This is a genomic window from Pseudomonas sp. NMI542_15, from assembly GCF_021283425.1.
GTDB lineage: Bacteria > Pseudomonadota > Gammaproteobacteria > Pseudomonadales > Pseudomonadaceae > Aquipseudomonas > Aquipseudomonas fortuita.
This window is the reverse complement of record NZ_JAJSRO010000003.1, coordinates 547,786-572,250: the sequence shown is the minus strand read 5'-3', so window position 1 is coordinate 572,250 and position 24,465 is coordinate 547,786. Positions and strand designations below refer to the sequence as shown.

The window sequence follows — 24,465 nt, the reverse complement described above, 5'->3', positions numbered from 1 at the left end:
GTCCGCAAGGGCATGCTGTACCAAACGATTTGTTTTACCGCTTCAAACTAAAAACCTAACCAATACGACGTAAAAGTCGGGAGGAAAGATGGAAACTGTAGTTGGTCTGACCGCTATCGCTGTTGCTCTGCTGATCGGCCTGGGTGCTCTGGGTACCGCCATTGGTTTCGGCCTGCTGGGCGGCAAATTCCTGGAAGGCGCTGCTCGTCAACCAGAAATGGTTCCGATGCTGCAGGTTAAAATGTTCATCGTTGCCGGTCTGCTCGACGCCGTAACCATGATCGGTGTTGGTATCGCTCTGTTCTTCACCTTCGCGAATCCGTTCGTTGGTCAGATCGCCGGCTAATCACTCGTCACCACGAGTTGATGGCTGTATGAATTAAGACCGAGCGAGGTGTTGGCGTGAACATTAATGCAACCCTGATTGGCCAATCCGTTGCTTTCCTGATTTTTGTACTCTTCTGCATGAAGTATGTATGGCCTCCGGTCATCACTGCCCTGCAAGAGCGCCAAAAGAAGATTGCCGACGGCTTGGACGCTGCCAACCGCGCAGCTCGCGACCTGGAGCTGGCCCAAGAGAAAGCGGGCCAGCAACTGCGTGAAGCTAAAGCCCAGGCAGCCGAAATCATTGAGCAAAGCAAGAAACGCGCTGCTCAGCTTGTCGAGGAAGCCCGTGAACAGGCCCGCGTCGAAGCTGACCGTGTGAAGGCTCAGGCTCTGGCCGAGATCGAACAGGAACTGAACAGCGCTAAAGACGCCCTGCGTGCCCAAGTGGGTGCTCTGGCCGTTGGCGGTGCTGAAAAGATCCTTGGCGCCACAATCGATCAAAACGCGCATGCGGAGCTGGTTAACAAACTGGCCGCTGAAATTTAAGCGAGGGCGATCATGGCAGAACTGACCACGTTGGCCCGACCTTACGCTAAGGCTGCCTTTGAGCATGCCCAGGCCCATCAGCAACTGGCCAATTGGTCAGCCATGCTCGGCCTGGCTGCTGCGGTGTCGCAAGACGACACCATGCAGCGCCTGCTCAAGGCCCCGCGACTGACGAGCGCAGAAAAGGCCGCCACGTTCATTGACGTGTGCGGTGACAAGTTCAATGCACAGGCACAGAATTTCATTCATGTTGCCGCGGAAAACGACCGTCTCCTGCTTCTGCCGGAGATTGCCGCTCTGTTTGACCTGTACAAGGCAGAACAAGAGAAATCCGTGGACGTGGAAGTCACCAGTGCCTTCGCGTTGAACCAAGAACAGCAAGACAAACTCGCCAAGGTTCTCAGTGCACGGTTAGGCCAGGAAGTGCGCCTGCACGCGTCGGAGGATGCCAGCCTGATTGGCGGCGTCGTCATCCGCGCTGGTGACCTGGTAATCGATGGCTCTGTTCGCGGCAAAATCGCGAAACTGGCCGAAGCATTGAAATCTTGAGTTTGAAGGGGCAGCAGAGCAATGCAGCAACTCAATCCTTCCGAAATTAGTGAAATCATCAAGGGCCGCATCGACAACCTCGATGTGAGCTCCCAAGCCCGTAACGAAGGTACCGTCGTTTCGGTTTCCGACGGTATCGTGCGGATCCACGGTCTGGCCGACGTCATGTACGGCGAAATGATCGAGTTCCCGGGCGGCGTCTACGGCATGGCACTGAACCTGGAGCAAGACTCCGTAGGTGCAGTGATCCTGGGTGCCTACGACACCCTCGCCGAAGGCATGAGCGCCAAGTGCACCGGCCGCATCCTGGAAGTTCCGGTTGGTAAGGAACTGCTGGGTCGCGTCGTCGACGCACTGGGTAACCCGATCGACGGCAAAGGTCCTCTGGGCAACACCCAGACCGACGCAGTCGAGAAAGTTGCTCCAGGCGTGATCTGGCGTAAGTCGGTAGACCAGCCTGTACAGACTGGCTACAAATCCGTCGACGCCATGATCCCTGTCGGCCGTGGCCAGCGTGAGCTGATCATTGGCGACCGTCAGATCGGCAAGACCGCCATGGCCATCGACGCCATCATCAACCAGAAAGACTCCGGTATTTTCTGTGTTTATGTAGCTGTCGGCCAGAAGCGTTCCACCGTTGCCAACATCGTTCGCAAGCTGGAAGAAAACGGCGCCCTGGCCAACACCATCGTGGTTGTTGCCAGTGCTTCGGAATCCGCCGCACTGCAATTCCTGGCGCCATACGCCGGTTGCACCATGGGCGAGTTCTTCCGTGACCGCGGTGAAGACGCACTGATCGTTTACGATGACCTGTCCAAGCAGGCCGTTGCCTACCGTCAGATCTCCCTGTTGCTGCGCCGTCCACCAGGACGTGAAGCGTACCCAGGCGACGTGTTCTATCTCCACTCCCGTCTGCTGGAGCGTGCATCGCGCGTTTCGGAAGAGTACGTCGAGAAGTTCACCAACGGTGCTGTCACTGGCAAAACCGGTTCCCTGACCGCTCTGCCGATCATCGAAACCCAGGCAGGCGACGTTTCCGCGTTCGTTCCGACCAACGTGATTTCCATCACCGACGGTCAGATCTTCCTGGAATCGGCCATGTTCAACTCGGGCATCCGCCCTGCAGTGAACGCCGGTGTTTCGGTATCCCGTGTGGGTGGTGCCGCTCAGACCAAGATCATCAAGAAGCTGTCCGGTGGTATTCGTACCGCGCTGGCTCAGTACCGTGAACTGGCTGCATTCGCCCAGTTCGCGTCCGATCTGGACGAGGCGACCCGCAAGCAGCTGGAGCATGGTCAGCGCGTTACCGAGCTGATGAAGCAGAAGCAGTATGCGCCGATGTCCATTGCGGACATGGCTCTGTCGCTGTACGCCGCTGAGCGTGGCTTCCTGACTGACGTAGAAGTCTCCAAGATCGGCAGCTTCGAGCAAGCACTGATCGCCTTCTTCAACCGTGATCACGCTGAACTGATGGCGAAGATCAACGTGAAGGGTGACTTCAACGACGAAATCGACGCAGGCCTGAAAGCCGGTATCGAGAAGTTCAAGGCCACCCAGACCTGGTAAGCCGCAGCGGGGGCTCAGGCCCCCGCTTGCTAACCTGATAGGTGATACATGGCAGGCGCAAAAGAGATTCGCAGTAAGATTGCGAGCATCAAAAGCACGCAAAAAATTACCAGCGCCATGGAGAAAGTGGCGGTCAGCAAGATGCGCAAGGCACAAATGCGCATGGCTGCTAGCCGTCCTTACGCGGAGCGTATCCGCCAGGTGATCGGTCATCTGGCCAACGCCAACCCGGAATACCGCCACCCATTCATGATCGAGCGCCCTGTAAAGCGCACCGGTTATATCGTGGTGAGCAGTGACCGTGGTCTGTGCGGTGGCTTGAACACCAACCTGTTCAAGGCCCTGGTCAAGGACATGAACGCAAACCGCGAACAGGGCGTGGAAATCGACCTGTGCGTGATCGGCAGCAAGGGTGCGACTTTCTTCCGCATCTTTGGCGGTAACGTCGTAGCAGCGATCAGCCACTTGGGTGAAGAGCCATCGATCAACGATCTGATCGGCTCCGTCAAAGTGATGCTGGACGCCTACCTGGACGGCCGTATCGATCGCCTCTCCGTGGTTTCGAACAAGTTCATCAACACCATGACCCAGAAGCCAACGGTCGAGCAATTGGTACCGTTGGTGGCAACCCCGGATCAGGATCTCAAGCATCACTGGGATTACCTGTACGAACCCGACGCAAAAGAGCTGCTGGACGGCTTGATGGTGCGTTACGTGGAGTCGCAGGTGTACCAGGCGGTGGTCGAGAACAACGCTGCTGAACAAGCGGCCCGGATGATCGCGATGAAGAACGCCACAGACAACGCCGGTGATTTGATCAAAGAGCTTCAGTTGATCTACAACAAGGCGCGTCAGGCTGCGATCACCCAGGAGATCTCGGAAATCGTCGGCGGCGCTGCCGCGGTTTAACGGTTCAAATATTCAGAGGATCCAGCTATGAGTAGCGGACGTATCGTTCAAATCATCGGCGCCGTCATCGACGTGGAATTCCCACGTGACGTCGTGCCGAGTGTATACAACGCGCTGAAAGTACAAGGCGCGGAAACCACCCTCGAAGTCCAGCAGCAGCTGGGCGACGGCGTGGTTCGTACCATTGCGATGGGCTCGACCGAAGGCCTGAAGCGCGGTCTGGATGTCGTCGACACCGGTGCTGCCATTTCCGTTCCTGTTGGTAAGGCCACCCTGGGCCGCATCATGGACGTACTGGGCAACCCGATCGACGAAGCCGGCCCGATCGGCGAAGAAGAGCGTCGCGGTATCCACCAGCCAGCGCCTTCGTTCGCTGACCAGGCAGGCGGCAACGACCTGCTGGAAACCGGCATCAAGGTTATCGACCTGGTTTGCCCGTTCGCCAAGGGTGGTAAGGTTGGTCTGTTCGGTGGTGCCGGTGTAGGCAAGACCGTAAACATGATGGAACTGATCCGTAACATCGCCATGGAACACAGCGGTTACTCCGTGTTCGCTGGTGTGGGTGAGCGTACTCGTGAGGGTAACGACTTCTACCACGAGATGAAGGACTCCAACGTTCTCGACAAGGTAGCGCTGGTCTACGGTCAGATGAACGAGCCACCAGGAAACCGTCTGCGCGTAGCGCTGACCGGCCTGACCATGGCTGAGAAGTTCCGTGACGAAGGTAACGACGTTCTGCTGTTCGTCGACAACATCTATCGTTACACCCTGGCCGGTACCGAAGTATCCGCACTGCTGGGCCGTATGCCTTCGGCAGTAGGTTACCAGCCGACCCTGGCTGAAGAGATGGGCGTTCTGCAAGAGCGCATCACCTCCACCAAGGAAGGTTCGATCACCTCCGTACAGGCCGTATACGTACCTGCGGACGACTTGACCGACCCGTCGCCAGCGACCACCTTCGCCCACTTGGACGCCACCGTCGTTCTGTCCCGTGACATCGCCTCCCTGGGTATCTACCCAGCGGTCGACCCACTGGACTCGACTTCGCGCCAGCTGGACCCGAACGTGATCGGCAATGAGCACTACGACACTGCTCGTGGCGTTCAGTATGTTCTGCAGCGCTACAAAGAGCTGAAGGACATCATTGCGATCCTGGGTATGGACGAACTGTCCGAGACCGACAAGCAACTGGTAGCCCGCGCTCGTAAGATCCAGCGCTTCCTGTCGCAGCCGTTCTTCGTGGCCGAAGTCTTCACCGGTTCGCCAGGCAAGTACGTTTCCCTGAAAGACACCATCGCTGGCTTCAGCGGCATCCTCAAAGGTGACTACGACCACCTGCCAGAACAAGCGTTCTACATGGTCGGCAGCATCGACGAAGCGATCGAGAAAGCCAAGAAACTGTAATTCCTGCGCCCCGCAAGGGGCGCTATCAGGTTGAGGCAAGCAGATGGCTATGACAGTCCATTGCGATATCGTCAGCGCGGAAGGAGAAATTTTCTCCGGTCTGGTCGAGATGGTGGTTGCGCACGGTAACCTGGGTGATCTTGGTATCGCTCCAGGCCACGCGCCGCTGATCACCAATCTGAAGCCAGGTCCGATCACGCTGACCAAGCAGGGTGGCGCCCAAGAGGTGTTCTACATCTCTGGTGGCTTCCTCGAGGTTCAGCCGAACATGGTCAAGGTGCTTGCCGATACCGTGCAACGTGCTGCAGACCTGGATGAAGCGCAAGCTCAGGAAGCCCTCAAGGCTGCTGAGAACGCCCTGAATCTGAAAGGCGCGGATTTCGACTACGGTGCCGCCGCCGCACGTCTGGCCGAGGCCGCAGCCCAGCTGCGTACCGTCCAGCAAATGCGCAAAGGCAAGTAATCGGCCTCGGCTGATAACTTCTGTTGCGATTGAGTAAAAGGGTAGCCTCGGCTACCCTTTTTCTTTTTCTGATTTTTCTCCCCTCGGTCTTTCACTGACCGCCCAGGATTGGTAGCCAGTAATGTCACTCGATATCGTTATTCTTGCCGCGGGCCAAGGCACTCGCATGCGCTCGGCGCTGCCCAAGGTGCTGCACCCGGTAGCCGGCAACTCCATGCTTGGCCATGTTATCCACAGTGCGCGCCAACTGCAGCCGCAAGGCATCCACGTGGTCATTGGCCATGGTGCGGAGCTGGTTCGCGAGCGCCTGGCCGCTGACGACTTGAACTTCGTCATGCAGGAAAAACAGTTGGGCACCGGCCATGCGGTAGCTCAGGCTCTGCCAGCCGTGACCGCCGACACCGTGCTGGTGCTGTACGGCGATGTACCATTGATCGAAGTGGAGACCCTGCAACGCCTGTTGGCCAAGGCCAATGACCAGCAGCTGGGCCTGCTTACGGTCACGCTCGACGACCCGACCGGCTATGGCCGCATCGTGCGGAACGAGCAAGGCCAGGTGACTGCCATCGTTGAGCACAAGGACGCCAACGATGCGCAGAAAGCGATCAAGGAAGGCAACACCGGTATTCTGGCCCTGCCAGCCGCGCGCCTGGCCGACTGGATGGGCCGCCTGTCGAACAACAACGCCCAGGGCGAGTACTACCTGACCGACGTCATCGCCATGGCAGTGGCTGACGGCCTGGTGGTGGCCACTGAACAGCCACACGACCCGATGGAAGTGCAGGGCGCCAACGATCGTCGTCAGCTGTCCGAGCTTGAGCGTCACTACCAGCTGCGTGAAGGCCGCCGCCTGATGGCTCAGGGTGTGACCCTGCGCGATCCGGCCCGCTTCGACGTACGGGGTGAAGTGACCGTTGGTCGTGATGTGCTGATCGACATCAACGTGATTCTCGAAGGCAAAGTGGTCATCGAGGACGATGTGCAGATCGGCCCTAACTGCGTCATCAAGAACACCACCCTGCGCAAAGGCGCGGTGGTCAAAGCCAACAGCCACCTTGAAGGCGCCGTGATGGGCGAGGGCAGCGATGCCGGCCCGTTCGCCCGCCTGCGCCCGGGCAGCGTGCTGGACGCCAAGGCCCATGTGGGTAACTTTGTCGAACTGAAAAACGCCCACCTGGGTGAAGGCGCCAAGGCAGGTCACCTGACCTACCTGGGCGACGCTGAAATCGGTGCACGCACCAATATCGGCGCTGGCACCATCACCTGCAACTACGATGGCGCCAACAAGTTCAAGACGGTAATGGGCGAGGACGTGTTTATCGGCTCGAACAACTCGCTGGTGGCGCCTGTGGAAATCAAGGCCGGCGCGACCACCGCAGCCGGTTCAACCATCACCCAGACCGTCGAAGCTGCCGACCTGGCTGTAGGCCGTGCGCGCCAGCGCAATATCTCGGGCTGGAAGCGGCCGGAGAAAATCAAGAAGAGCTGAGTTATCCACAGCTGCTTCGATCGAAAGCCGACTTATGCGAGTAAGTCGGCTTTTTTATTGGCCGATCGGTAATCCAGTGGGACCGCGCCAAATCTGACAAAACTATCCACAGGGCAGCAACTGCTTGACGAAACGGGCGTGTTAGGTTTTGATTGCAACCATTATCTTTCGAAACGAAACTTAAGAGCAAATGTCGAAACGAAATACACCCCAGCGGCGGCACAATATCCTGGCTTTGCTCAGCGAACAGGGTGAGGTGAGCGTGGACGCCTTGGCCAAGCGTTTCGAAACTTCGGAAGTGACCATTCGCAAAGACCTCGCTGCCCTCGAAACCAATGGCCTGTTGCTGCGGCGCTATGGCGGTGCGGTACCGGTGCCGCAAGAACTGCTCGGTGAGCCGGCCCAGCCTGTGTCTTCCTACAAGAAGGCCATTGCGCGTGCCGCCGTCGGGCGTATCCGCGAACATGCGCGCATCATCATCGACAGCGGCAGCACCACGGCAGCCATGATCCCCGAACTGGGGCGCCAGCCCGGCCTGGTGGTGATGACCAATTCGCTGAACGTGGCCCGAGCCATTTGCGACCTCGAACACGAGCCGGTGCTGCTGATGACCGGTGGCACCTGGGACCCCCATTCCGAGTCGTTCCAGGGCCAGGTGGCCGAGCAGGTATTACGCTCTTACGATTTTGATCAGCTGTTCATCGGCGCCGACGGCATCGACCTGGGCCGGGGTACCACCACCTTCAACGAGCTGCTCGGGCTTAGCCGCGTCATGGCCGAAGTCGCCCGTGAAGTGATCGTGATGGTCGAGTCGGACAAGGTGGGGCGCAAGATCCCCAACCTTGAGCTGCCCTGGGGCAGCGTGCACACCCTTATTACAGACGAACGCCTGCCCGCAGCGGCACGCGAACAAATTCAAGCTCGCGGCATCAACCTGATCTGCGCCGCGATCAGCCAGGAGAAATAAAACATGTGTGGAATCGTTGGTGCTGTCGCCGAGCGCAATATCACAGCCATCCTGATCGAGGGCCTCAAGCGTCTTGAGTACCGTGGTTACGACAGCGCCGGCCTGGCCGTTCTGACCCAGGCGGGTGAACTTGAGCGCCGTCGCCGTATCGGCAAGGTGAGCGAGTTGCAAGCTGCTGTCGCCGCTGACCCGCTGGTAGGTCAGCTGGGTATTGCCCACACCCGTTGGGCGACCCACGGTGCGCCGACCGAAGGCAACGCCCACCCGCACTTCTCGGGCGATGAAGTGGCTGTGGTGCACAACGGCATCATCGAAAACCACGAAGAGCTGCGCGAAGAGCTGAAAGGCCTGGGCTACGTCTTCAGTTCGCAGACTGACACCGAGGTCATCGTCCACCTGATCCACCACACCCTGAAGAGCATCCCGGACCTGGCCGATGCCCTGAAAGCCGCGGTGAAACGCCTGCATGGCGCCTATGGCTTGGCACTGATCAGCGCCGGGCAGCCTGACCGCCTGGTAGCTGCACGCAGCGGCAGCCCGCTGGTCATCGGCCTGGGCCTGGGCGAGAACTTCCTGGCCTCCGACCAGCTGGCGCTGCGCCAAGTCACCGACCGCTTCATGTACCTGGAGGAAGGCGATATCGCTGAAATCCGTCGTGACCAGGTCACCATCTGGGACCAGCAAGGCAATAAGGTTCAACGCGAAACCGTGCAGTACCATGAAGGTGCTGAAGCTGCCGACAAGGGCAACTATCGCCACTTCATGCTCAAGGAAATCCACGAGCAGCCAAGCGTGGTCCAGCGCACCCTGGAAGGCCGCCTGGGCAAGGACAACGTGTTGGTACAGGCCTTCGGCCCGCAGGCCGCCGAACTGTTCGCCAAAGTGCGCAACGTGCAGATCGTTGCCTGTGGTACCAGCTACCACGCCGGTATGGTTGCCCGTTACTGGCTGGAAAGCCTGGCTGGCATCCCGTGTCAGGTGGAAGTGGCCAGCGAATTCCGTTACCGCAAGGTCGTGGTGCAGCCGGATACCCTGTTCGTCTCCATCTCGCAGTCGGGCGAAACTGCTGACACCCTGGCCGCGCTGCGTAACGCCAAGGAGCTGGGCTTCCTCGGCAGCCTGGCAATCTGCAACGTGGGCATCAGCTCGCTGGTGCGTGAGTCGGACCTGACTCTGCTGACCTTGGCCGGCCCGGAAATCGGTGTGGCCTCGACCAAAGCCTTCACCACTCAGCTGGTGTCGCTGATGCTGCTGACCTTGGCCCTGGGCCAAGTGCGCGGTACTCTGGAAGAGGGCGTCGAAGCCGAGCTGGTTGAAGAGCTGCGTCGCCTGCCGACCCGCCTGGGTGAAGCCCTGGCCATGGACGCTACTGTCGAGAAAATCGCCGAGCTGTTCGCCGACAAGCACCACACCTTATTCCTCGGCCGGGGTGCACAGTACCCGGTGGCGATGGAAGGTGCGCTCAAGCTCAAGGAAATCTCCTACATCCACGCTGAAGCGTACCCGGCAGGCGAGTTGAAGCACGGCCCGTTGGCATTGGTGGATAACGACATGCCGGTGGTTACCGTTGCCCCGAACAACGAACTGCTGGAGAAGCTGAAGTCCAACCTGCAGGAAGTGCGTGCCCGTGGTGGCGAGTTGGTAGTGTTCGCCGACGAGCACGCTGGCATGACCAATGGTGAAGGCACTCACGTGATCAAGGTGCCGCACATCGCCGATGCGCTGGCGCCGATCCTGTACACCATTCCACTGCAACTGCTGTCGTACTACGTGGCCGTGCTCAAAGGCACCGACGTGGATCAGCCGCGTAACCTGGCCAAGTCGGTGACTGTTGAGTAAGAGGCTGTCATGACCGGTAAAAATGTCTGAAAACAATAAAGGTTGTCACGAAACAATAAAGGCTGTCACAAAACAATAAAGCTTGTCACAAGCGGGTACCTCCCTTTGTCGGGATCGTACCCGCTTCGCATTTTCAGGTTCAAAATCATCGTCAGCCTACTGACCGTGATTCGAATGATCCTGCGATGTCGGCGGGATCTCCCTTTTTAAGCGATGCCTTCGGGCTTTGCGATTTCTGAAAGGTTGTCCGGTTACCGATGAGCCAGGTAAAAAAACCATCCCCCCAGCCGACCGCGCGTGGGACTGTCACGCAGAAGAAAATTGACAAGCGCATTAATGCCGGTGACGGGCAAGGAGTAAGGGAGGACTACGTACCTTGGATTAAAGTCCGTGCGATTGCTTCTAAAGGCAACTCGCACATGGTTCCAGGTGTGAGAGTTCAACGAACTCATCATCTCCTCTCAAATGCCGAATACCATTACCATGTGATTCTCGAATATGACCGATCAATTATCGATATTCGAGAGCAGTTTCCATTATTTCCCCAAAGCGAAACTCATGCTATTGCCACAAGCCTAAACTTTAGGCCTCCGCTTTATCCCGGCACGGACGTGCCGCTGGTTATGACAACTGACTTCCTTGTCACGAAATTGGACGAAAATGGCACAGAGCGGTTAGTCGCCAGATCTATGAAATACGCTAAAGAAATTCAGGACGCACGGCAGGAAGTACAGGACAGGATACTTGAAAAGCTTGACATAGAGCGATTGTACTGGGAGCGGAGAGGTATTGAGTGGAAATTGGTCCTCTATGAAAATCTATCTCAGAACCACATAAGGAATCTTTTAGCTCTAAGAAGCTATGCCGCCATATCACCACAACTGGCTAGCGAAAAGAATATCAGAAATGTTCTAACCTTTGTTGAGTGCGCCTCGACTGATAGTCTACCACTCAAGACTCTTCTCAAGAAAATTTCAAAATTCATTTATATTGACTATATTAGCGTAAAGCATCTGTTTTTCCATTTGCTCTGGACTAGACTCTTAGAGTTCGACTCACGATCAAAATTGATTAGCTTGGCTGAACCACTCTGCGTAAAAGTATCTAGTTCACAACAGATCAGCGTGGAGGCTCGCCATGCATGAAATTAGATTAAATTCTATAGTGTCGCCTCTTGAGGGATCGGCGATGCTTAAAAAACCTGTCCGGGTGCTGGGTATTAAAGGTGATCAGTGTGTAGTAATCGAACTGATCAAAAATCCAACAAAACCATGGCTGCTTGATAAGAGTGCGATTATGTCAGAAATCGCTTCCGGCCTTGCCGCTCTTAATACAGAGCAGCCAGCAGATTTCATGGTTCGTACTGACGATGAAATCGGCGAGCGTGAAAAACAGGCTAGGGATCGTAATTGGTCTCTAATAGAAAATTTCGTCCAAGACCGTACTCCTGTTGATATATTGATATCTACGTTCGGAACAGATGTGCAGAGGCACGCAGATCTAGTGGGTGTCGATCGGAAACAGATTTATCGCTTGCTTTACAGGTATTGGAGTTTAGGTCAAGTAAAAAATGCTTTTCTTTGGAATACATCTACTTGTGGAGGACTAGGTAAGAAAAAAAACAGAGAGTCAGGAGTAATCCCAGGGCGCAAGCCTAAGTACCGGGGAGTTGTGACTGAAGATCGTGCGGCTATCTTGAACGAACGACACATGTCTGCAATCGTTGTGTCATACGGACGGTTTGCGAGCCGGAAGTGCGGAACAATATCTGACTGTTATAGTTGGATGATAGAAAAGTTTTATAGATGCGTAAAATCTGATGGGACTAAAGGAGACGTTGTTCGCGGAAGTCACCCAACTAAGCGCCAGTTTGAGTATCAGGGTAAAAAACACTTCGATACTTTGTATGTTTTCAAAGGCAGGCGCGGAAATATCAACTGGAACAAAGACCATCGGCCTTTGGTCGGCTTGGCGTCGCAAGGTCTGTCCGGTCCATGTCATCGCTACGAAATTGACTCAACTCCCGCTGATGTTTATCTCGTTCACCGTATTAACCGTAACTGGCTGATTGGACGGCCGATAGTTTATGTGGTGGTCGACAGCTACTCTAGAATGATTGTAGGAATACATGTAGGGCTTGAAGGACCCAGTTGGAATGGTGCGAGGCATGCCCTGTATAATGCCTATACTCCCAAAGTAGATTTTTGTAAGCGGTATGGTATTGAAATTGACCCTGAAGATTGGCCTTGCTTTCATCTGCCTGTTGAGTTGACCGCTGATCGGGCCGAGTTGCTTAGTCAGGCTGGTGAGACGATGAGCAATACCCTTGGTACGGTGATTAATATTCCGCCACCCTATCGACCTGACTGGAAGGCGATTGTCGAAAGCCGTTTCAGATTACTGAATAACAACTTAGATATCCGGTTCCTGCCTGGTGGCGTGGATGCGAGGCGCATGGAAAGAGGTGATCGCGACTATGAATTGGACGCAATATTAGATCTGGATGATTTTACTCAGATGATGATTGCAGCTGTCCTTCACCATAATAGGCATCTACGTGTTCCACATGTGTTAACAAAACAGATGCTCAAGGAAGATTTGGAGCCAACCCCCTTGAGCATATGGAATTGGGGGATGCGGCAGAACATGGTTCACTCGAAGATCGTCACGCCCGCAGAGCTTAAAATTGCTTTACTGCCCTCTCAGGAATGTCGAGTAACCAGAGGCGGAATCCAGTTCAATGGCATCCTTTATACCTGTGACCTTGCTGAGAGAGAGAACTGGGCAGCCCGCTCCCACAATCTAGAGACCCGATATGTCAGGGTCTGGTATGACCCAAACTCTATAGAGAACTGCTGGATAAAAATTGGATCTGAATTTCTGTCACTAACAATCGTTCCATACATGAGGGAGAAATACGCTGGGTATAGATTGGAAGAAGTTCAGGACGTCATAAGTCTTCAAACTCAGCAGTCACCAGACGCCAGGTATGAGGAATTGAATAGCACCGCTAAGTTGAAGGGTCTTCAAAATGAATTAGTAAAGTCGGCGAAGGCGAAGAAAAAGGCGGCTGGCACTCCTAAGTCTAAGGCGGATGTCAAGAGGGACAAAAAAGCAAAACGGGACACTGAGATCGCCGCTATCCAGCACGCAGAAACGGTCGAGCTTGGTCATCTCCGATTGGTACAGTCCACCAAGGATCAGGCAGTTATCAATTCGTCACATGTCGGTGAGCCGCCCTCGGCGCGCAGTGCAGCATTTCTCAAGCTGGTAATTGCCGAGGCTCAGGAGTCTGGGGAATGATTAAAAATCGATACACAGAAGCAACCTACAGAAAGACAGGAATGCCCCAATATGATGGCAACCCTTTGATAGAGGCTCTGCCAGCGATCCTCACTGAAATCGAGGTTGTTCGATACGTTGGTCATACTCCTCCCAAACCGGATCAGGCAGAGCTCGCACTATCCCCAAAGCTGCGTAGCCATGGCATCAATCGACTAAGAGACTTGGTCGTACCGATGGACATACATCTGGAGCTAGAAGATAGCTTCAGCCAGCTGATTCGCTATGGATACACTGCTCGCGAACCATTCAGTCCCTCGACGATTCGCTATAGAGTGCCTGCGAAAAATGGCCTTCATTCTAACGGGTTTAAGTCTTCTGCGAATATCATGACGCTCATTGGCCTGAGTGGTATGGGAAAAACCACTGCTCTGGATGCGATCTCCAAGCTATATCCCCAAGTGATTCAGCATAGTAAATACAAAGGTAATATTTTCATCGAAACACAAGTAGTGTGGTTGAAGCTTGAATGCCCACATGACGGATCTCTTGGAGGATTCTGCGCAGCGTTTTTCGCTTCATTAGATACTGCTTTGGGTATCCATAAGTACTCCGACATTGTAGTGAAGCATCCAAGCGTTAGTAAAATGCTGCAAATAATATCTCAGCTGTGCAAGGCATTTTATATTGGCGCTATAATTATTGACGAAATGCAGCACCTGAACACCCGAGGAGGTAGAGATAGGGAGAAGTTGCTCAATTTCTTCGTAACACTGTCCAATGATACCGGGGTCCCTCTGGTTTACGTAGGGACAAATGCAATGCTGCCCCTTTTCTCTGGTGTCTTACGTAATGCCAGACGTGCTGTGGGTATGGGAGAAATAACTTTTGATCGGTTCAGTGTTGACTCACCTTTCTGGGAGCTTTTAGTTAATCGGGTGTGGGAATATGATTGGACGGGTGGATCAACTGCGCTGAGCGAGGAGCTTTTTTATAAAATTTACGATCTTAGCCAAGGCAATACAGATTTTTTGATTAAGCTGATCATGCTAACCCAACGGTATGCAATCGCTGAGGGAGTTACTGTGCTTACCACAACCGTCATGCAGCGAGTCTATGATAATCAGATGAGGATGTTGCACAAGCCAATTGAGGCCCTGCGAAGTGGTGATCCACTCCAGATTGCAGAATTTGAAGATCTGATGCCTACGAAAGATCAAATTTCTCTAATGATGAAGTACGACCTGAAGCGAAGAGCTCAGCGGGCTGATATGTCAATCTATAATAATTCATCAGTAGTTCCCACGGCGACCAAGCCGAAGGCAGTAGGCAAACCTGTCGTCGCTGTCGATGTCCCTAGCAATATTCATTTGTCTCCTGGGGCCGATGTGGCTAAAGCCCTACAGGAACGAGGTTGGGTAGATGAAAGCTCTGAGTGGTAGCTGAAAATCAATGGAGCAATCACATGGAACGATTACTATCATTTCCTACTCCATTACCCGACGAAACGTTGTACAGCCTGGCAGTTAGGTATCATAGAACGCTTTGCAATGATAGCTATCGGCGGACCAGTGCAGAGCTTTTTGGTTTTTACTCTCGCACCTGTGGATCAATATTTCCCTGCGGCATCGATGCTTTAGTCCAGCGATTGTGGGGGTTGTTCACTGCTGAGGAACTGATCGAGGAAAATACTCTACTGCCTATTTATCGGCCTTTTGCGAGCGAGCATGCTTTTACCGCTGTGGTATCTGGCATGGAAGGAAACTGGGGTACAGGTATCAAATTGAGGCTAGGCCTCACCGCCTCGGGTTTTTTGAAGCACGCTTCATTTCGTTACTGTAAAGATTGCGTTCTCGCAGACAATCTCAATCATGGTGTTGCATATTGGCATCGCATACATATGCTTCCAGGTGTTTGCGCATGTCCGCTTCATGAACGTTGGTTGATGACTCAGGTTTCTGATGGGGCTGGAGATTGGCGCCGCATGCTTCTCCCTGCAGAAGGTATTGGTACTCCTATATCCGAGTGTTCTGGGTTTGGCCCGGCAGTCGAAGTCGCCAAGCTACAGCAGTGGGGGTTAGCCAACCCCGACCAGGTCAAGATACTCATCGAGCGTGGGTTCATTAGGCACTGTCTAGAAGAACAGGGACTGATTAGAAGAGCTCGATTGTGTGAACAGTCAATCGCGAAGCAGATGATGCTGCAGCTAGCACTCTGTCCTCCTGTAGGCGAATTCGCTGAACTGGTTAAAAGCTCGGACTGGATAATTAGACTTCTTCGTCCTAGGGGTAAAATTGTCCAGCCTTTCAGTTACTTTTTCTTTCTCTGGCTCATGCAGAAAAATTTGGACTCTATTCGGAGCTTTATACATTCAGAGCTTACGTTGGCGGCAAGCTTTAAGAAAGTCACGAAAAAAACCGATTACGTACCGCCCTCACAGTCCATACGTGATCATCGGATTGCGTATTTGAAAGACACCAAAATTAGGTGCCATGATCGGACGGGCTATTTTTGGCTATATCGCAATGATCGTAATTGGTTAATTAAAAATTTGAGAGGCTTAAAAAACAGTAGCAGTAGCCATTCACGAGTAGATTGGGCTCTGAGAGACTATGTGTTTACCAATTCAATTCTTAAAACTAGCGACGACCTGCTCACGACTGAGCTAAAGCCGATCAAGGTAACCAGATCGTCCCTTGCTCGGGCCATTCAGAATGGGTTTATGATGCTTCGGTGTATTTCCAAGCTTCCCCACAGTGCTCAAGTATTGAGTCGAGTCGTTGAAAGTGAACACGACTTCCAAATTCGTAAGCTGACGTGGGCCGTAAGGACCTTGCCTTACCCGATGTCGCTTCAGCCAAGCCTCGTGGTGAGGCAGGCCGGTATCAGGCTGCGGAAATTCGAAGACAGCGAGCTGACGGATATCATCCAGGCCAGCCGACCGGTTGTTGATATCTCGTGAGGTCATTGCGGTCAAAAGAACCGGATGCTCCAAGGAAGCCCAGCGGTTACTGGGCTTCCTTGACGGAGTCAGGTGACAATCACGTTACGGTTAGCAATCTCTGTAGACACTGCGTTGTAGAGGTCCACATCGGTTTGCTGAGTCTTGATCGAGACCACCAAGCTATACCGAACGTCTTCGTTGTAGCGATTCTTTTTCACCAGGGTTTTCCACCATCCCGGAGCCGGGTAGACCCCCAGCAGTCCGAGACCGGCCAATGCAGAGGCAGGTCCATGCCAGATGTCTGAGTGCAAGGAACCACGATGCCGACCCCGTACACCGATCCTCCATCTATCATCTGATGCGCTACCTACGTACGGTATTCCATCATCTTCATCGCGCGCCTTTTTGTTGATGCGTTGACGGAATGAAGTCACGTCTTCGCTATCGCGGCTCACTTCAAATCTAAGGCCGTGTGATTCATACCGGTAGCGTCCGCTGACGCCACGTTCAACTACGCCTGGGTTGGGCTCGATAAAGTAGGAGAGGGTGACCCGCATTTCGACCTCAGCATCTCCCAGATCGATGAGCGATTGCTTAGGCCAGGGCAACTGGTGAAGGTGCATGTCCCTAGCAGTTGCCGGGTTGGTGCCTTGACGCCCAAAGGGTCTAAGTTTGTCTTCCACGATCAGCGTCAGCGAATCTGCCGCACTCCAGATCGCCCGCCCCAGATCCGGCACCCCGAAACCACAGGTACGGACGAGACCTTCGTAGTCGGCCTTTGTGGTGCCCGTTAAGAAATCCGCTTTCATCTGAGGGGTCCACTCAGCAGAGTGCACCATGAGCGCTCGGACTGTCTCCGGCCACAGTCCAGGATAGGCAGCTGATATCTGCGCTGCCATTCTTGCCGCGAGTGCCGACGCGGCGCTTGTAGCCCAGGTAGTCGAAAACAGGCGTTTGGTTGGGGTGTGCGAGGTTGTAAGCAGCGATAGCGATGTGTGCCCAAACGCCCCATGGACATCACGCACCAGGTTACCACCTTCGAAGACGACATCTGGTTTCAGCGGCCATGGTGTACGTGTCCAGCTTCGAGATGTTGTGCTGTATGGGCTCAGTCCACCGTGAGCGGCCAGCGGTTGGGAAGTCGCGGACGGTGGGTCCAGCCGATCTTTTAAGGTGTAAGCCCCAACACAGATTGCGTTCCACGACTGTCCTGGGTCGTGAATGCCGTCGGTGAGGTTGCTGTGGGGATAATTGAGGTATTCGGTTGACTTAGCATTGCCTGCAGAAACGATCATCAAGCGAGGGTTTGCCCGATTCCCAAAATAGTCAGCTGTGAGCATGTCGACGGAAGCGGACCATGCTGACGGTCTTCCACGGTCGCGGTCATCAATGCTGGTGATGGCCATGCTGAAGATTCGCTGCTTATCGGGACCTTTGATCTCCGGGTAAGCCACAGCTCGCATGGTGAGGGACCCGTATGGTTCACCTGGAGAACCATGAGCAGCCTGCAGCAGCTTTACTGACTCTACTCGGTGAGAAACCGAGACTGGTCCGCCCGATGAAAGAGGCCCGACCAAATCACCATACAACGCGACACCCGCAAGCCCAGTACCGTGGCCCACTGTGTCATCCACTCCCCATGCGGCGTCCACCGAGTGTAGATCAGTGATGTCGATGTGGGCTGAAAGGAGCGGGTGGCCTGGATTCACACCTGTATCGAGTAGGCAGACTCGAAGGTTATTGTCGCCAGCCACATTAACGCGACCTGCCAATTCCTCAGCCCATTCGGCTTGCTCGGTCGGAGGCAGCGCGTCGAAGAACTCAGCTGTCTCTTTGGCTCGACGAATTTCAGCGACCTCGTTGAGTAATGCCATCGAGGCCATGATCGCTGCCTTCGAGCCGAAGACGTTAATCACTGAGCGTTCCGGGAACGTTAGCAGATGCTCTGAAGTCTTGAAGCCCAGCGCTTCCGCAACGGTTTTGAAGCGTTGGATCACAGCTGCCTGGTCGTCACGAACCGGCAACCAGAACTCCCACCAAATCTCTTCTGCGCTATTTGCTGGCAGTATCGCCGGGTCGTCAGTCCACAGCGCATCGAAGGTGGCAATCCGGATCTCCAGGATGGGGTTCAACAGCAGAGTGTTTCTAGGAAGCCCCTTTTTCGTGTCGCTCTGAAGGTATTGGTTAACCAGGCTCTCGAAGGCGCTGAGTTTCCCATCGGGTACGAAGACAGTGGCGAAATTTGTTTTCGTTGCTTCATCGTATCGCACGTTGAGCAACTCGATCTTCTGCGGGCCGCGTGCAAGGCCTTCAAATGCCAGTTCGAAGCCTGGCTCACTGATGAACTCAAGCTGTAAGCCGAACCCCCTTTCTTGCCCCGCTTGGCGCTGGGATGCGATAGCATGGGTCATTTGCTCTCGGGCTCGACCAAGCTGGGTTAACAGCAAAGTCGCATGGCCTCGCCTGTCGCGGGCTGGATACTTGGGGTCACGAGTGGGCGATGCCGTGGATTGGAATCTTTCTGCCTTCCCTGTTTCCTTGAAGTGAAAGTGTGGGCGCTGTCCTGCGTTATGTTCCGTCATTGATAAGCTCTACCGGCTCATATACGTTTTCGTTGGTGGAAGGCTTTACGCTCCCCAAGGTGCCTTTCCACGTCCCTAGCTTCTATCGAGGCACGATCGTTGATGATTGCGTCTTTGATCGCGTCATCCGCAGCCTTTGCCAATTCCGCGTAGCTCAAACCATCTGCCGCCTCAGTAAGCGACTGCCAGCTATTGAACGACTTCGAAAAATTGGCCAGGCGGCTTTTGAGAGCTGCCTCGATTTGGTCTCTATTGGGAAGCCCGTATTCGATAACATCATCAAAGCGGCGGAACAAGGCGTAGTCGAGAATTTCGGGATGGTTGGTCGCTGCGAGGATCAAGCTGTTGGATTGATCCTGCTCAATCATCTGAAGAAAGCTGTTCAGCACCCGACGAATTTCACCAACGTCATTGGCCAGTCCTCGCTGGGAGCCAATTGAGTCGAACTCATCGAAAAAGTAGATGGCGCGCGTATCTCGTATCGCATCGAAAACCTGGCGAAGCTTGGCTGCCGTTTCACCCATGAATTTTGTGATCAGGCTATCAAGGCGCACGACATAGAGAGGAATGCCCAGCTCGCCAGCCAGCGCGGACGCAGTCATCGTCTTGCCTGTGCCTGGTGGCCCTACGAGTAGCAACTTTCGGCGTGGAGATAGACCATGAGCGCGAATCTTTTCGAAATTGCGCTGCTCGCTAATGATCCGTGCCAGACGCTGCTGGGTGTTTTCGTCGAGGACCATTTCGGAAAGGCGAGTGCTGGCCGTTCCCACCGCCAGCAGATTGCTCAGTTCGCCTCGCGGCAAACCTATGGGGACTGGGCTAGATGGCGGAAGCTGGGTCCGTTTGGACTGAGCGGAGTCGATTAGCGTGCGCAGATCCTGGGCGAGCTTACCGTGACCCTGCTTCGCCTCGTGCGCCGCCATCTGCATGGCCACAGCAAGGAAATGGCTGTCATCCCCTTTGATGTGAGAACGCACGAGTGCTTTGAGTTGCTCGCCGCTGGCCATGATCTGTTACCTCGAATTCAGTGTTGTAAACGTTGTGACCTTAGGTCTTCCTTACCTACGTCTTCCAGACGAAGCCGTTGGTCACTCTTTGGAAAATTGCGGATGCCTTTGTCAGGCGGCTTCGCCGGCATTTCCGTAATTTTCCTGCATCCACTGCAGCAGCTCTGATCGCTCCATTGCATCCATATCGTCGATCCGAGAGCGTAGGCGAGCCTGGCGACGTTGGATGTTCTGCCGCTCTCTAAATGTTTCGCCACGGTAACGGCAATCGTGCAGTCGGTCTGGAGTATCAAAATTCATCCAGACCACTTCCTTCCGTACACCCGTATGCGTTTTGGCGGAGAACTGCACCTTACGCCACCCACAGAGCACGCTGTTGTACAGCTCGTTGTCGTAGCCTGACAGCATGACCTTGCATGGTAGCGAGACCAGGCAATCCAACAGCCTTTGGTGATCAGCGTAGGTGTAGTCGCACCGATACACCTTAGCCCGACGACGGGTTTCGGGAACATACGGGGGGTCAACATACACCAGCTCATTTCCTGTGAAAGGAAAGCTTTCCAAAAAAGTGACAGCATCCACTTGATGCAATTCACACAAGCCCAGCTGCTCAGCACGCCATTGCTCAATGACGACCGGGTCGATTTCCAGCCCGATATTTCGCTGTGCGGCCTTTTTGTTGCGCATGACTGCACCCCCGCCGAGGTGCGATTCGATGTACGTCTGATGCGGTGGCATCAGGTTGATCAAGCGCTGGTAGCACTTGCCTTTTCCGCCTGGATATTTCATGGCCTAAGCATCGTCAGAAATGGCGATGATGTCAATCGTTAGTCGCCCGACGGCCAGAAACCGCAGGCTTCAAAGCAGGCGTTCTGATTTTTCTGCGAATCCTAATTTAGCGGTGAGGCCATGCTGCATCGACCTCGAAACTCACTAAATTGGAGAGCAGTCACATGCCTACCGCTAAACGTCGCAAGTCCCCAAGCAGCACCAAACGCAAAAAAAACGCACCAGCGAAACTCAAACCGTCAACTAAAGGTAATCCCTCAAAGGTACGTTCCGGCCAGAAGAAATCGATCAGCAAAGCAGTTCGTCCTCAGCCTTTTCCAGTCTGTGGCGTCGCGTTCTGTTCGACGGGCCAAAACGTTGTCTACGCACGCTGGTAACTGAAATAGCGCACCCGGCAGTTAGCCGGGTGTGCCCCTTAGCTCCATTGGGCCAGGTGCAGTGTAAGCTCGACTTCAGGTTGATAGAGAGCGGGCATCTCAGGGTTTTCAGCCTCTCGTGATGACACAAACGTGATGTCCTTGCCCCCCTTTTTTAGGAGTCCAGGGCTTCTGGAGGTGGATGGTTTGGAGAACTGATTCATTAGGGGCCAGACCGTCTTGAGGCTACTGGTCCGATGCCTTCGGTCCAGCTCCAGGCGTACGACAGGCACAACGATCTTGGTCTATCTCGGTTTCAGAATATTTTTGTGCGTATGACTTGACCCTATATCGATATCGATATAACTTGAAATTCTTTTTAGGCCGGTCCCGAGGCAGCTATGCCAAGGGTAGAGCCAGCATTCGGTAGGACAGCGAGGACAGCCCCCATGAGTAGGCACCAATTTGCGCGTCGTCACAGACGATGTAGGAGTGTGACAAATGCCGGTCGAACAGAAGCCAATCGAATGGTTGGGCAGCAGTAAGGAAGATTTGCGGGACTTTCCGCCGGTGGCGCGACAGCGCGCTGGTTATCAGCTGGAATTGATCCAAGAAGGTGAAGAACCTGCCGACTGGAAACCGATGGAATCGGTTGGGCAAGGGGTGCGGGAAATCCGTATCAAATGTAAAGACGGGGCTTTTCGCGTGTTTTATGTGGTGAGCAAGCCGGAGGCTGTTTACGTCCTGCATGCGTTCCGTAAGACCACTGAAAAGACGGAAAAGCGCGATCTTGATCTGGCGAAAGCCAGGTTCAGTTTGCTGGACTGATGGAGTGCTATCCCCCATTTCTAGCAGATGAGGGGGACTGACGACTGACCCCTCACGCGCTAGTGCAGGGGTACGGTCTGCCTACAGTTAACTCGACAGATTGCTACCAAACTATCGATGTACTAGAGGTGTTAACGATGGCAAACGAACGCTCTGCCTCTGTGTGGGATGCGTTGGTTGATTCGCCAGAAGAAGCCGTGAACCTTCGGCTGCGGTCACAACTGATGCGTGTCCTGACCAAGACGGTTAAGTCGTGGGACCTTCCGCAGAAGGACGCGGCTCGACAGCTGCACGTTACTCAACCGCGTTTGAGTGAGCTGCTGAACGGGAAAATCGACAAATTTTCCCTGGATGCCCTGGTGATTCTCTCGGCCAACGCAGATCTGGAAATTGATTTCGTTGTAAGGAAGAAAACCGCCTGATCTAGGCAGCGATCAGCATGGGGCTAGCCTGGTGGCTGGCCCTTTTGCTTTTAAGCCCCGCGATATTTTTTCAACGGTTTTGCATTGTGCCTTGGTACGTCACCTTGGCCATCATCAAGGAGCTTAATCCATGAGTAAATTTGACCCGCTAGCCAGCTATGATCTGATCGACCCAGAAGGCATCAAGCTGGGTGAGGTTCGGAAAGGGCTCTATTACGAGTCTGGTAGCGCTATCGGTTGGTTTGAAGGTGATGTGTTCCACTACAACGGCAAGCCCGGGGGGAGGCTTGATGGCCTGACTATCACTCGGGATGATCCTCCTGGCGAGCCGCTGACTCAATGTGAGTTGGTGCTGCAAGAGCTGTAACTGGTTGATGCCGCTCCCAGGCAACCCGGCTTGGATTTTTTAAACCTACCTCATCAGCGCTGGCCAAGTGTCTTCAATAGCTCAATGCGCTTGTAGGTTTCATAAATCGATATCAGGTTGCCTTGGGACATGACTTCCAAAGGCGTTCGGCCCTCAAAGAAATCATTGTCATTCGTGCAATTCGGAAAGCCATGGACATTGGACTGATTGCTGAAGACTGTCCTCAGCGATGCGTGTATGCCGAGTACGAAGCCGATTCGCTGCAGCTGGTCCAGATCGAGTCTCCGACCAGCCGTTCGGCCTTGAGAAACACGACGGTAGGTCGATCGGGAAATGCGAAGAATCCTGCATGCTTGTTGAGGGGTAGCTTGCCAAGCGTTAATGATCCGCAGCGCTACCTTCAGGCCGATCGAGGACCGCTCCTTGGACAAATGCTCGCCGTTCATCGTGTACCTCCTCCAAACCTATGAGGTAGTTTAACGCTGATGCATCCGTTACGGATGGAATTGTCTGCGTAACGGTGGACGTGCGATCCATGGGCACGCCTGGTTAAACAGGTGGTCGTGCATCCTTACCGTCGAGGGTGCGCAGCGTCTATGAGGGGACTAATCAACCTCTCTGCTAGGGGGTGACATGCTGCCATCCTTACGCAAACCTGTTCGGTTGCATGTCCATCTTTGGCAGCTCATTAAGCCAGCTCATCTGGTACATGGACTCAAAGAAAGAGTCAGCTGTTCTGAATGTTAGAAATGCCATGGCAGAACTTAGATTCAACGTATTTTCGCTGGAGAATTCATGGTTAAAGCGCAATCCAAAGGAGCGATATATAAAAGACAAATAGTCATCGTAAGCTAATGCGTGATTATCGTTATAAACAGCTTTCACGAATTTATCATATAGCGTTCGATCAAAGCTCAGCGTTTTAAGCGGCTCTCCTCGAAATCGGAACAAGTCGTGAGCAAATATAGCAAACTCCTGCTGCAGTGATCCGAAAAACGTGGGCTCATTCAGGAAGCTTTCTGAACACTCTCGTAGATCTGACAGGTTGTGTGACGTGATTCTTTTTTTGCAAGTGGGGCATTCCATGTGCAGGGCTGTAGCATGAATCCTGCAATGGGTTACCAGGCTGGGTAGGTGGCAGGAGTGAATAAAAGCAGCTCCGTACCTCTCTATGTCATTCTGAACGCACACTGTACAAATACGCCAGCGCTGAGTGGGTGTGAATGCAGCTGAGGTGGGTCGTCGGCCAAGCGCCATAATGTAGGGGTATAGCGAGTGCTCTCTCAAGGACTGTTCCGCAACACCATGCGCTACAAGTATTTCCGAAAATACAATTTTGTATTTAGGGTGTCCCTCTGTGCTGAGTACGGCTTTGATCGAATAGTCACAGCCTTTTGTACCATGTCTAGTGTCTAATAATTCTCTACCTCGACGGAAGGCTGAACCGATGAATTCACCTGGTAAAGGAGAATAGGTCATGTAAGCACCTGTTGCGGGAGTTGAGAGGCTAATTCTGTATTAAAATACAGTGAAAATGTATTAAAGTGTGGTTGTCATGAGTGTACCCATTACTCTGGGCTCTAGATCTGTGAGTTCGGTATGATGCCTACTGATTGAGTAAGCGTCTACAGTCAGAGAGCCCAATGTTCTCAGGCATCGGGTTATCAGTCTGGAAATCTGAGCAAATGCGACGCGTGCCTGCATATCAATAAAGCTGGATCTTGTGGGCGCCCGCATTATAGATGATGGCCTGACTCCAAATGGTGTTGCGACTGTTATTCCCATCGCCTCCCATCGCTATCGCAGATGTTGCGCCGTCCGCGTAGTTG

Annotated in this window: 22 protein-coding genes; 17 read left to right on the top strand and 5 right to left on the bottom strand. The window is 54.0% G+C overall.

Annotated elements, in window-relative coordinates; genetic code table 11:
* The first annotated feature begins 88 nt into the window (after positions 1-88).
* The 14 genes from atpE (at position 89) to LU684_RS08560 (ending at position 16,303) form a co-directional block, all read left to right on the top strand.
* Entirely contained in the window at positions 89-346 is a 258-nt protein-coding gene (gene atpE / locus LU684_RS08625) for a F0F1 ATP synthase subunit C (RefSeq protein WP_003097235.1), read from the top strand.
* A 56-nt stretch (positions 347-402) separates the two neighbouring features.
* Positions 403-873, top strand: a complete 471-nt coding sequence (locus LU684_RS08620) for a F0F1 ATP synthase subunit B (protein ID WP_003253189.1) — start codon at positions 403-405, stop codon at positions 871-873.
* A gap of 12 nt (positions 874-885) precedes the next feature.
* Positions 886-1,422 carry a F0F1 ATP synthase subunit delta gene (locus LU684_RS08615; RefSeq protein ID WP_003253191.1) on the top strand — a complete coding sequence of 179 codons (537 nt, stop codon included), beginning with the start codon at positions 886-888 and terminating at the stop codon, positions 1,420-1,422.
* A 21-nt stretch (positions 1,423-1,443) separates the two neighbouring features.
* Entirely contained in the window at positions 1,444-2,988 is a 1,545-nt protein-coding gene (gene atpA, locus LU684_RS08610; protein ID WP_012274911.1) for a F0F1 ATP synthase subunit alpha, read from the top strand.
* 48 nt (positions 2,989-3,036) lie between these two features.
* Positions 3,037-3,897, top strand: a complete 861-nt coding sequence (atpG, locus tag LU684_RS08605) for a F0F1 ATP synthase subunit gamma (protein ID WP_016489911.1) — start codon at positions 3,037-3,039, stop codon at positions 3,895-3,897.
* Positions 3,898-3,924: 27 nt separating this feature from the next.
* On the top strand, positions 3,925-5,301 hold the full coding sequence (atpD, locus tag LU684_RS08600) for a F0F1 ATP synthase subunit beta (RefSeq protein ID WP_016489910.1): 1,377 nt from the start codon (positions 3,925-3,927) through the stop codon (positions 5,299-5,301).
* A 43-nt stretch (positions 5,302-5,344) separates the two neighbouring features.
* The gene (locus tag LU684_RS08595) at positions 5,345-5,764 is read left to right on the top strand and encodes a F0F1 ATP synthase subunit epsilon (protein WP_016489909.1); all 420 of its coding nucleotides are present in this window, start codon (positions 5,345-5,347) and stop codon (positions 5,762-5,764) included.
* 121 nt (positions 5,765-5,885) lie between these two features.
* Positions 5,886-7,253 carry a bifunctional UDP-N-acetylglucosamine diphosphorylase/glucosamine-1-phosphate N-acetyltransferase GlmU gene (gene glmU, locus LU684_RS08590; RefSeq protein ID WP_060519796.1) on the top strand — a complete coding sequence of 456 codons (1,368 nt, stop codon included), beginning with the start codon at positions 5,886-5,888 and terminating at the stop codon, positions 7,251-7,253.
* Between the two features lie 190 nt (positions 7,254-7,443).
* Positions 7,444-8,220, top strand: a complete 777-nt coding sequence (locus LU684_RS08585; RefSeq protein ID WP_016489907.1) for a DeoR/GlpR family DNA-binding transcription regulator — start codon at positions 7,444-7,446, stop codon at positions 8,218-8,220.
* A gap of 3 nt (positions 8,221-8,223) precedes the next feature.
* Positions 8,224-10,059 carry a glutamine--fructose-6-phosphate transaminase (isomerizing) gene (glmS, locus tag LU684_RS08580; RefSeq protein ID WP_023048578.1) on the top strand — a complete coding sequence of 612 codons (1,836 nt, stop codon included), beginning with the start codon at positions 8,224-8,226 and terminating at the stop codon, positions 10,057-10,059.
* A gap of 257 nt (positions 10,060-10,316) precedes the next feature.
* Positions 10,317-11,204, top strand: coding sequence for a TnsA endonuclease N-terminal domain-containing protein (locus tag LU684_RS08575; protein ID WP_042132612.1), 888 nt, complete (start codon positions 10,317-10,319; stop codon positions 11,202-11,204).
* Positions 11,197-13,362, top strand: coding sequence for a Mu transposase C-terminal domain-containing protein (locus tag LU684_RS08570; RefSeq protein WP_028700021.1), 2,166 nt, complete (start codon positions 11,197-11,199; stop codon positions 13,360-13,362). The genes LU684_RS08575 and LU684_RS08570 overlap by 8 nt, the downstream gene beginning before the upstream one ends.
* Positions 13,359-14,783, top strand: coding sequence for an ATP-binding protein (locus LU684_RS08565; RefSeq protein ID WP_028700020.1), 1,425 nt, complete (start codon positions 13,359-13,361; stop codon positions 14,781-14,783). Before LU684_RS08570 ends, LU684_RS08565 begins: the two co-directional genes overlap by 4 nt.
* Positions 14,784-14,806: 23 nt before the next feature.
* Positions 14,807-16,303 carry a TnsD family Tn7-like transposition protein gene (locus LU684_RS08560; RefSeq protein ID WP_070087353.1) on the top strand — a complete coding sequence of 499 codons (1,497 nt, stop codon included), beginning with the start codon at positions 14,807-14,809 and terminating at the stop codon, positions 16,301-16,303.
* Between the two features lie 68 nt (positions 16,304-16,371).
* Here LU684_RS08560 and LU684_RS08555 read toward each other — a convergent pair whose 3' ends face one another.
* From LU684_RS08555 to LU684_RS08545, 3 genes are all read right to left on the bottom strand, one after another.
* Positions 16,372-18,696 (bottom strand): S8 family peptidase, encoded by a 2,325-nt coding sequence (locus LU684_RS08555; RefSeq protein ID WP_028700018.1) that lies wholly within the window; start codon positions 18,694-18,696, stop codon positions 16,372-16,374.
* Positions 18,697-18,884: 188 nt separating this feature from the next.
* Positions 18,885-19,874, bottom strand: a complete 990-nt coding sequence (locus LU684_RS08550) for an AAA family ATPase (RefSeq protein ID WP_028700017.1) — start codon at positions 19,872-19,874, stop codon at positions 18,885-18,887.
* A 111-nt stretch (positions 19,875-19,985) separates the two neighbouring features.
* Positions 19,986-20,663 (bottom strand): DNA adenine methylase, encoded by a 678-nt coding sequence (locus LU684_RS08545; RefSeq protein ID WP_028700016.1) that lies wholly within the window; start codon positions 20,661-20,663, stop codon positions 19,986-19,988.
* Positions 20,664-21,520: 857 nt separating this feature from the next.
* Between LU684_RS08545 and LU684_RS08540 the strand changes: the two genes are divergently transcribed.
* The 3 genes from LU684_RS08540 to LU684_RS08530 all read left to right on the top strand — a co-directional run bounded on the left by LU684_RS08540 (position 21,521) and on the right by LU684_RS08530 (position 22,636).
* Positions 21,521-21,847 (top strand): type II toxin-antitoxin system RelE/ParE family toxin, encoded by a 327-nt coding sequence (locus LU684_RS08540; RefSeq protein WP_028700015.1) that lies wholly within the window; start codon positions 21,521-21,523, stop codon positions 21,845-21,847.
* A 137-nt stretch (positions 21,848-21,984) separates the two neighbouring features.
* Positions 21,985-22,269, top strand: a complete 285-nt coding sequence (locus LU684_RS08535) for a helix-turn-helix domain-containing protein (RefSeq protein ID WP_028700014.1) — start codon at positions 21,985-21,987, stop codon at positions 22,267-22,269.
* Between the two features lie 130 nt (positions 22,270-22,399).
* Positions 22,400-22,636: a hypothetical protein gene (locus LU684_RS08530; RefSeq protein ID WP_028700013.1), complete on the top strand. Its 237-nt coding sequence runs from the start codon at positions 22,400-22,402 to the stop codon at positions 22,634-22,636.
* A gap of 53 nt (positions 22,637-22,689) precedes the next feature.
* Here LU684_RS08530 and LU684_RS08525 read toward each other — a convergent pair whose 3' ends face one another.
* Entirely contained in the window at positions 22,690-23,082 is a 393-nt protein-coding gene (locus LU684_RS08525; RefSeq protein ID WP_028700012.1) for an antitoxin Xre-like helix-turn-helix domain-containing protein, read from the bottom strand.
* 199 nt (positions 23,083-23,281) lie between these two features.
* Entirely contained in the window at positions 23,282-24,115 is an 834-nt protein-coding gene (locus LU684_RS08520; protein WP_141745125.1) for a TniQ family protein, read from the bottom strand.
* Between the last annotated feature and the right edge of the window lie 350 nt (positions 24,116-24,465).

Coding starts and splice junctions, on each gene's coding strand:
- LU684_RS08555 (WP_028700018.1), bottom strand. CDS start 18,696: ATGACCCATGCTATCGCATCCCAGCGCCAAGCGGGGCAAGAAAGGGGG.
- LU684_RS08575 (WP_042132612.1), top strand. CDS start 10,317: ATGAGCCAGGTAAAAAAACCATCCCCCCAGCCGACCGCGCGTGGGACT.
- atpG (WP_016489911.1), top strand. CDS start 3,037: ATGGCAGGCGCAAAAGAGATTCGCAGTAAGATTGCGAGCATCAAAAGC.
- LU684_RS08615 (WP_003253191.1), top strand. CDS start 886: ATGGCAGAACTGACCACGTTGGCCCGACCTTACGCTAAGGCTGCCTTT.
- atpE (WP_003097235.1), top strand. CDS start 89: ATGGAAACTGTAGTTGGTCTGACCGCTATCGCTGTTGCTCTGCTGATC.
- LU684_RS08595 (WP_016489909.1), top strand. CDS start 5,345: ATGGCTATGACAGTCCATTGCGATATCGTCAGCGCGGAAGGAGAAATT.
- LU684_RS08585 (WP_016489907.1), top strand. CDS start 7,444: ATGTCGAAACGAAATACACCCCAGCGGCGGCACAATATCCTGGCTTTG.
- LU684_RS08540 (WP_028700015.1), top strand. CDS start 21,521: ATGCCGGTCGAACAGAAGCCAATCGAATGGTTGGGCAGCAGTAAGGAA.
- LU684_RS08570 (WP_028700021.1), top strand. CDS start 11,197: ATGCATGAAATTAGATTAAATTCTATAGTGTCGCCTCTTGAGGGATCG.
- atpA (WP_012274911.1), top strand. CDS start 1,444: ATGCAGCAACTCAATCCTTCCGAAATTAGTGAAATCATCAAGGGCCGC.
- LU684_RS08550 (WP_028700017.1), bottom strand. CDS start 19,874: ATGGCCAGCGGCGAGCAACTCAAAGCACTCGTGCGTTCTCACATCAAA.
- LU684_RS08520 (WP_141745125.1), bottom strand. CDS start 24,115: ATGACCTATTCTCCTTTACCAGGTGAATTCATCGGTTCAGCCTTCCGT.
- LU684_RS08525 (WP_028700012.1), bottom strand. CDS start 23,082: ATGAACGGCGAGCATTTGTCCAAGGAGCGGTCCTCGATCGGCCTGAAG.
- LU684_RS08535 (WP_028700014.1), top strand. CDS start 21,985: ATGGCAAACGAACGCTCTGCCTCTGTGTGGGATGCGTTGGTTGATTCG.
- LU684_RS08560 (WP_070087353.1), top strand. CDS start 14,807: ATGGAACGATTACTATCATTTCCTACTCCATTACCCGACGAAACGTTG.
- glmS (WP_023048578.1), top strand. CDS start 8,224: ATGTGTGGAATCGTTGGTGCTGTCGCCGAGCGCAATATCACAGCCATC.
- LU684_RS08565 (WP_028700020.1), top strand. CDS start 13,359: ATGATTAAAAATCGATACACAGAAGCAACCTACAGAAAGACAGGAATG.
- atpD (WP_016489910.1), top strand. CDS start 3,925: ATGAGTAGCGGACGTATCGTTCAAATCATCGGCGCCGTCATCGACGTG.
- LU684_RS08530 (WP_028700013.1), top strand. CDS start 22,400: ATGAGTAAATTTGACCCGCTAGCCAGCTATGATCTGATCGACCCAGAA.
- glmU (WP_060519796.1), top strand. CDS start 5,886: ATGTCACTCGATATCGTTATTCTTGCCGCGGGCCAAGGCACTCGCATG.
- LU684_RS08545 (WP_028700016.1), bottom strand. CDS start 20,663: ATGAAATATCCAGGCGGAAAAGGCAAGTGCTACCAGCGCTTGATCAAC.